Here is a 7,281-nt window from a genome sequence, read left to right as displayed (position 1 = left end):
TCGGGTGTCCGTCACCCGGGCCTGTTTAGTCTCCATAAGATCAGAATGATTCAAAGCCTGATCTAGGAGAGATCGGCACATAGCATCTACAATCAGACGTATCCTCAAAACTCTGTTTTGGGGCTCGCGTTGAAATAGGCAGCACATTCCCGCCAAACCGCTACCCCCGGTTCAGAGAACCGAGGCTACAGTCACACGTATCCTCAGAACTACCAGTTTTTAGTCAGTGAGACACGAAAGAAGCGGCCCTGACCACTATTGACAGATCGGTTATAGCCGGCGGTGGAACTGTCGTCAAATGGGGGCTCCTCGTCGGTTAAATTCAAGATCGAAACTGAAATCGTTGAATCCCAGAACCCCGCATACGAAACCGTCAGATTATATCGAATGTCTTCGTCGATGACTGGCTCTGTCCCAGTATCAAATTGATGTGCATACTCGCCGATATAGTTCATATTCGCGGAGACCATCCAGTCCTCGTAGAAATAGGTCACGCCGGCATTCCCCCGCCACTCGGGACTCCCATACTCGCCAGCAAAATCAGTCGTGCTGTCACCAGAGCCTAACTCTAGCTCCATCAAATAAGTGACGTAGACATTAAAAGAGAGCTGCCCCGCACTCCCGAGGTCGCAGAGATAATCACCGTAGACGTCAATTCCGCGATAGGTTTGAGAATCCACATTCTGCCATTGGGTATTCACCGCTAAAATTTTACCTGGAGTGCCCCCTGAAGGCGCATCGCGCTCGATGGCTCCGGGATATAGGCTCTCGTTGGCAATGATGGTTGCCGCAGTCGGCTTATTCAGCAAATCCTCGCGATTGAATTGAAAATAATCGGCAGCCAAGCGTAAGCCCTCAAAAGCGCCTCCTGGCTCAAACTGGATGCCGGCATAAAAAGTCTCCGTCGTTTCAGGGTCCAAGTCCGAATTACCCCCAGTCACTTCCTTGAAAGAAGTCGGCGAATCTAATGGCCGCTCGGGGTCTAAGAGCGGCGTGGTATACGTCGTCACTGCGGGTGCCTCCAAATAGGCGAGATTGGGCGCCAAAAAGGACTGTCCATACGAGGCGCGCAATATGATATTGTCCCCGACTCGCTGCTTAATACCGAACTTGGGAGTCGCCGAAAAACCGAAATCGGAGTAGTGGTCAATCCGCCCGGCAAGCTGCAATTCGGTGGTGGTCGTGAGTTGCCACAAGGTCTCAAAGTAGCCAGAAATTACCGTGCGATCGGCATTCACAGACAGAAGTTCATTGCCGCCGATGACCTGTCCCGCCTCCTGATATGCATTGCGATTCTCCTTAAACAGGTCGTTGCGAAGTTCTAAACCAAAGGCCAACTGAACGGGGCCCGCAGGCAGATCGAAAATTTCGCCAGAGGCGTTCATATCCAGCCCCGCAGACTGAAAAGAGCCATCCGATTGGTCATCATAGCGTAAATACTCAATTAGATCGGGGTCGTTGCTGCCAAAAAGATTCAAGTAAGTGCCCGTGAGCCCAGGCGCCGTGCCATTCAGAGCCTCTTGCACACGTTGATCAATCGACATGTTCTTGGTTTCAAAATCAGACAGGCTGAGCGAGTAAGTGCCTGCCACTTCCCATGACCATGAGCTGGCCCGGATCTCGCCACCGATACCGGCAACTTCACGAAAATACTGCAGGTCACTGGAAATTTCACGATTCCCCAACTCGACGAGTCGACCTTCGAAAATCCCAATATCCTGATTATAATCGACGCCCGCCCCAAAAGCAGCCGCATTTCCAAGTGGATTATAAGGATTCTCGGCGGGTATATTGAGTTCCCCGTTGGGGCCATCTCCATTTTCTAAATAACTGCGAAGTGGCACGGGAGCCGCCTCTTGGGAGATCGTAAAATACCGATACGAAGTTTCTGCAAAAGCATACAACTGACGATTGAATTCATATTTCCCCCGCGCATAAAAGCCACCGGTGAGCACTTCCCCCATCAGATCCTCTTCAGACGCAGGATCATACAGATTAGTCACATTTGGCGCCACTGTTCCTGTGATTAAGCTGGGATCACTAATCAGTTGATTACCAGGCACACCAAAGGATTGCGCGCCAATGGTCAAATTCGCCGGCCAGTTGGCAGTGCTCCGTAAATCGAAGCCTCCGTTGGCAGTTTGATCGGTGCTCGCGCTGAGTGGGTATTCAGAGAGTGTCGAACCATTCTGCTGGCGAATGTCTGCTTGAAAAATGAAAGACCAGTTCTTTTCCGTGCGCCCCATGATGACAGAAAACTTCTTTTCGCTCATATCCCCATCCCCCGTGCTATCGCCGTAGCTGGTGGTGGTGGAAACACCATCAAAATTTTCCTTCAATTGGATATCAATCACACCAGCCACCGCATCGGAGCCATAGATCGCAGAGCCGCCATCTTTTAGAATCTGGACCGACTCAATCATGTCGTTTGGAACACTGTTGAAGTCGAAGACCTGTTGAAAGCCATTAAAACCGCCCGCCCCTGCTGGAGCAGCTCGCCGTCCATTGATAAGAACGAGCGTATTATTATTTCCTAAACCACGGAAATTAAAACTATTTAAACCTGGCGCGGAGAGTAGTGCCGAGCCCTCAGCGGTGATAGTCGCGCCTGAATTGAAGGGCAGGTTTTTAACGAAATCCCCCAAAGTCGCATAGCCTGTGCGGGAGATCTCTTCGCTATCATAGATCACCGTCGGCGTCGTCGTTTCATAGTCGATCTGCTTCACCCGTGTGCCGACGACACGTATGACCTGCTCCGCCTCTTCTTCGGGCGCTTGCAACTCAAGCGCCGTACTCTCAACCCCAGCCGGAGTCTCAGTTTCTGCCGCGGCCTCAGCCGCGAGTGGAGCCTCAGGTAATACAACCGGAGCCTCCTCCGCAACAAGCGCTACGGAGGCATTCAAGAGGAGCAATAATGGTGATACTACAATATTTCGCTTTTTCATTTTTTGAGGGGAAACATTCGTAGTTAGCAAGACTAGTTCCAAAATCATCGAAGACATTCTAGTTTATGACAGAAATGTAATTTCCGTATGCGACTGACTCTGTGCATTTTTTTACAATGGATCAAAAATTCACCTTGCTCTGAAATCCACCCCCCAAAATGTGAATGCCTTGTAAATATGGGAACCGAAAGCTATCCCACTTGACAAAAAAGGCTGCGAAAAGCACCTAGATAATTGTATCTGAGTTACATACGTCGCCCTAGATCAAACATGCATCCGATCCGCGGCGCCCCATACGCCTCTGAACTTCCAGTTCAAAGAGAATTTCCTTAAACTTTAATATTTCCATCATCATGTCCCAGCTATTAGATGCCCCTTCGCCCGGCACGAAACGCGTTTCCGACCTTAATATTGAAATGAAAAAAGTAATTGTCATCGAAGACCAAACAATCATGCGCGACCTCATATGTCAGCTGGTTGAAAGCTATGCAGGAATGGAAGTCATAGCGCAATCGGGCGATGGTGCCGAGGGCTACGAACTTTGCCTCGAACACGCACCTGACTTGGTAATCCTCGACATCATGCTGCCCAACCTAAACGGTAGCGAAGTGCTGCGCCGCTTAAAAGCGAAGAACCCTAAAATCAATATTTTGGTCTTTTCCGCCGCGTCCTCCAACTCAATGGTCAATCGCCTACTAAAGTCCGGAGTGACTGGCTACATCGAAAAAGACGCGGGCTTGGCGGAGCTAGAGAAAGCAATCGACCTAGTCTCCGACGGTCGCTCCTACTTTAGCCCACGCGTGGTCGATGTGATGCGAGAGCTGATGGTGAGCGGCGGCCAAGATGATTCGCTGGAATCGCTCACCACTCGTGAGCGTGAAATCGTACAATTGATCGCTGAAAGTTACAGCAATAAAGAAATCGCCGCCAAATTGGGAATGAGCGTACGCACCGCAGACACGCACCGCACCAATATCATGAAGAAACTCGACCTGCACGACGTCGCCGCACTTACACGTTGGGCCATCGCCAACAAGTTGGTGGACCCCGCAGGTGGTGATATGAGCACGGCCGACCTGTAGTGGGGCACGCCATAGACTTTAGGCGAGCTAGCTCTAAACACTTTCCATCCACAGGCTGCGCGGCAGGATTGACTTCGGCGGCTGTGGCCTTTGCATGCACCCCGTATGGGTAATTCTTTTGGCACACTATTTCGTATTTCCACTTGGGGCGAGAGCCACGGCGGAGGCATCGGCGTTGTAATCGACGGCTGCCCGCCGCGTCTGCCTCTATCGGTCGAAGAAATACAATTCGAACTCGATCGTCGCCGTCCAGGACAGAGTGAAATCACCACCCCGCGCAAGGAAAGCGACACCGCAGAGATCGTATCCGGCATCTACGAAGGTCAAACAACGGGCACTCCGATTGGCATCTACGTGCCCAATGGTGACCACCGCCCCTCCGCCTACGCGGAAATGAAGGATAAGTTCCGCCCCTCACACGCGGACTTCACCTACCAAACCAAATTTGGCATTCGCAACCATGAAGGCGGCGGACGCTCCTCAGCCCGCGAAACCATCGGTCGTGTGGCCGCGGGGGCCATCGCCAAGAAGGTCCTCAAGCTCGCGGGCGACATCGAAGTGCGCGCTTACATCACCCGCGTGCACGACATCGAAATGCCCGCGCTGGAACATTTCCCAAGCCTCGAAGAAGTCGAAGCCAGCCCCGTGCGCTGCCCTCACCCCGCGACAGCCGAACTAATGGTCGAGCGCATCAAAGCCATGCGCAACGAAGGCGACTCCGTCGGCGGCATCATTGAATGCCGGGTCCGCAACCTGCCCGTCGGCCTCGGCGTGCCTGTCTTTGACCGTCTCGAAGCTGACATGGCCAAAGCCATGCTCTCCATCCCCGCAACTAAGGGCTTCGAAATCGGCAGCGGCTTCGACGGCTCTCGCATGCAGGGCTCCGAGCACAACGACATTTTCATCAATAAAGATGGCAAAGTCGGCACCGCCACCAACCGCTCCGGCGGTGTGCAAGGCGGCATCAGCAATGGCGAAGAACTCGTCTTTCGCATCGCCTTCAAACCGACTGCGACCCTCATTCAAAAGCAGGCCACTGTCGACAAGGACGGCAAGGAAACCGAGCTCATGGGCCGCGGTCGCCACGACCCCTGCGTCGTGCCACGCGCCGTACCAATCGTCGAGTCGATGGCCGCACTGGTCCTTGTCGACCACTGGATGCGCCACAAAGCGCAATGCCAAAGCTTCGATTTCGAAAGCAAATAAAAGTCCTCTAGTCCCAGCTCTCTGGTTTCAGCTCTCAAGTCCACAGCCCGCAATATGTCCGACGCAGCACCACTCGTTTATTTAGTCCTTGGCATCCCGAACTCAGGGCGCCGCGAAGTCATTTTCGACCTGATCGAAGGTGGCATTCCTAACAGCGAGCAAGTGCTCTACTTCCGCCCCGAAGGCGAAGCGGCCTGCACGCACGACGAGCAGATCGAAGCACTGGACAACGTCAATGTCGTGAGCTGGAAGCTCAAAGACAGCAAAGTCACCCATGGCAAAATAACCGCCGCGCCCGAAAAGATCATTTTCTTAGCGCCCGGACTCAGCGATCCCGCCGACTGTGCGGAAGCCATCAAAGCGTGGACTGACCACAATCATTGCCAAATCGCGCGCGTGCTCACGGTGGTGCACTGCCACTTTCTCTCCGAGCAGACCGTCGCCAAGGCCTGGTTTGACGCCTGCATCCACTTCTCAGACGTCGTCTTACTCAACCGCCGCGAAGAAGCTGGCAACAAGTGGGTCAAAGATTTCGAAACCTCGTATAAAAAGGCCTGTAACCCGGCCCGCTTCATCATGGTGAAAAAAGGTCGCGTCAGCAATCCCGCTGAAGTGCTCGATCCCGAACCACGCCGCGTTTCGCTCTACTTCGATGAACTGATCCCCATTGAAGACGACGAGTTCGAAGACGAGCACCAGCCCGACGACCTCAAGCCCGACATGTATATCGAGCGACTAGAGAGCGGCCAGCGCGCCAAACCGATCCCCGAGATCGGGAAATTCCTTAAGTAGACAACGATTCCTCCCGGTGACGCACAGCTGAACATGGTGGCGTGTCCGCTCGCGGACGCCGGTCTGCCCAACTTGCACGCGCTCCAGCCAAACAAAGGCAGGCTCCACTCCCCACTGCGCGCGCCACGCGCTACGCCATTTCTTTTTCAATCGTCGTCAAGCGGTGCTGCTTTTGTCCAAGCTTCGGAATACAGGCGATCAGAGCCTTGGTATAAGGGTGCTGCGGATCGCTCAAGACCGCATCCACGGCGCCCTGCTCGACGATGTCACCACGATACATCACGATCACTTCGTCGGCGAAGCCTTTGACGATGCCGAAGTTGTGAGTGATCAATATGATACTCATGCCGAGCTTCGCCCGCAATTCACGTAGCAGCTGCATAATCTGCGCTTGAATCGTCACATCAAGCGCGGTGGTGGGCTCATCCGCCACCAATAGATCTGGCTCGCAGGCGAGCGCCATAGCGATCATCACGCGTTGCTGCATGCCGCCGCTCATTTCATGCGGATACGCCTTGTAGCGCTTGGCGGCATCGCGAATTCCGACCAACTCTAGTAACTCCACGACACGCCCCTTGACATCTTCAAGATCTGGACGATGGAGTTTGACCGCCTCCGCGATTTGATAGCCGACAGTGAAAACAGGATTCAGCGAAGAAGAAGCTTCTTGGAAAATATAAGCGATCCCCCGGCCACGCACCTGACGAATCGCGTCGGCATTCATCTGCAGCACATCTTGGCCCTTAAACAAAATCCCCCCGCTCACCGTGCAACTAGGCGCCGTCGGTAAAAGTTGAGTCAATGCCATGCAGCTAACACTCTTGCCGCTACCGCTCTCGCCTAAAATGGCCACCGTCTGCCCGCCTGCCTGCACCGTAAAGTCGATGCCGTGCACCACTTCGTTGGTCTCGCCACGCGAGTGAAAAGCGATTCGTAGGTCGGAGACTTTGAGCAGATCAGTCATACCAAGAATATTGAACATCGAACGTCCAACGTTCAACATCGAATGGGACTTTCATCCCGGGCGCGATCAGGACGCCTCGTCGAGACTCCCGACACTCAAAAAACTCGAATGCTTCAGCGAAGCAAAACGGGATCTAAAGAGCCCCCGCTACGTTCTACCGCCTAAGCTCCATTCAACGTTCAGCGTTCGATGTCGCGTCTTACGTAGCCGAGTGCTTCAGCCTCGGTTTCCGCAGCGGACATTTGGAGTTTCCGCCTGCAACAGCGAGGAACGTCCAACATCGAACGTCCAA

General features: G+C 53.6%; 5 protein-coding genes. 3 read left to right on the top strand and 2 right to left on the bottom strand.

Annotated elements, in window-relative coordinates; all coding sequences use genetic code 11:
- Window positions 1–209: 209 nt before the first annotated feature.
- Window positions 210–2,945: a TonB-dependent receptor plug domain-containing protein gene (locus tag QEH52_RS18800; RefSeq protein ID WP_308952500.1), complete on the bottom strand. Its 2,736-nt coding sequence runs from the start codon at window positions 2,943–2,945 to the stop codon at window positions 210–212.
- A 416-nt stretch (window positions 2,946–3,361) separates the two neighbouring features.
- Here QEH52_RS18800 and QEH52_RS18795 point away from each other — a divergent pair, with 416 nt between their 5' ends.
- The 3 genes from QEH52_RS18795 to QEH52_RS18785 all read left to right on the top strand — a co-directional run bounded on the left by QEH52_RS18795 (window position 3,362) and on the right by QEH52_RS18785 (window position 6,025).
- The gene (locus QEH52_RS18795; RefSeq protein WP_308952499.1) at window positions 3,362–4,027 is read left to right on the top strand and encodes a response regulator transcription factor; all 666 of its coding nucleotides are present in this window, start codon (window positions 3,362–3,364) and stop codon (window positions 4,025–4,027) included.
- 105 nt (window positions 4,028–4,132) lie between these two features.
- Window positions 4,133–5,233: a chorismate synthase gene (gene aroC, locus QEH52_RS18790; RefSeq protein WP_308952498.1), complete on the top strand. Its 1,101-nt coding sequence runs from the start codon at window positions 4,133–4,135 to the stop codon at window positions 5,231–5,233.
- Between the two features lie 54 nt (window positions 5,234–5,287).
- Window positions 5,288–6,025, top strand: a complete 738-nt coding sequence (locus QEH52_RS18785) for a GTP-binding protein (protein WP_308952497.1) — start codon at window positions 5,288–5,290, stop codon at window positions 6,023–6,025.
- A 130-nt stretch (window positions 6,026–6,155) separates the two neighbouring features.
- Here the strand turns inward: QEH52_RS18785 and QEH52_RS18780 are convergent, their stop codons facing one another.
- Window positions 6,156–7,028: an ABC transporter ATP-binding protein gene (locus QEH52_RS18780; RefSeq protein ID WP_308952496.1), complete on the bottom strand. Its 873-nt coding sequence runs from the start codon at window positions 7,026–7,028 to the stop codon at window positions 6,156–6,158.
- Window positions 7,029–7,281: the final 253 nt, after the last annotated feature.

Origin of the sequence: Thalassobacterium maritimum, from assembly GCF_031127805.1 — a bacterium.
Lineage (GTDB): Bacteria > Verrucomicrobiota > Verrucomicrobiia > Opitutales > Coraliomargaritaceae > Thalassobacterium > Thalassobacterium maritimum.
This window is presented reverse-complemented; position numbering and strand designations above follow the sequence as displayed.

Bases quoted from the DNA above. Each gene is read 5' to 3' on its own strand.
- QEH52_RS18780 (WP_308952496.1), bottom strand. From the start codon at position 7,028: ATGTTGAACGTTGGACGTTCGATGTTCAATATTCTTGGTATGACTGAT.
- QEH52_RS18785 (WP_308952497.1), top strand. From the start codon at position 5,288: ATGTCCGACGCAGCACCACTCGTTTATTTAGTCCTTGGCATCCCGAAC.
- QEH52_RS18800 (WP_308952500.1), bottom strand. From the start codon at position 2,945: ATGAAAAAGCGAAATATTGTAGTATCACCATTATTGCTCCTCTTGAAT.
- aroC (WP_308952498.1), top strand. From the start codon at position 4,133: ATGGGTAATTCTTTTGGCACACTATTTCGTATTTCCACTTGGGGCGAG.
- QEH52_RS18795 (WP_308952499.1), top strand. From the start codon at position 3,362: ATGAAAAAAGTAATTGTCATCGAAGACCAAACAATCATGCGCGACCTC.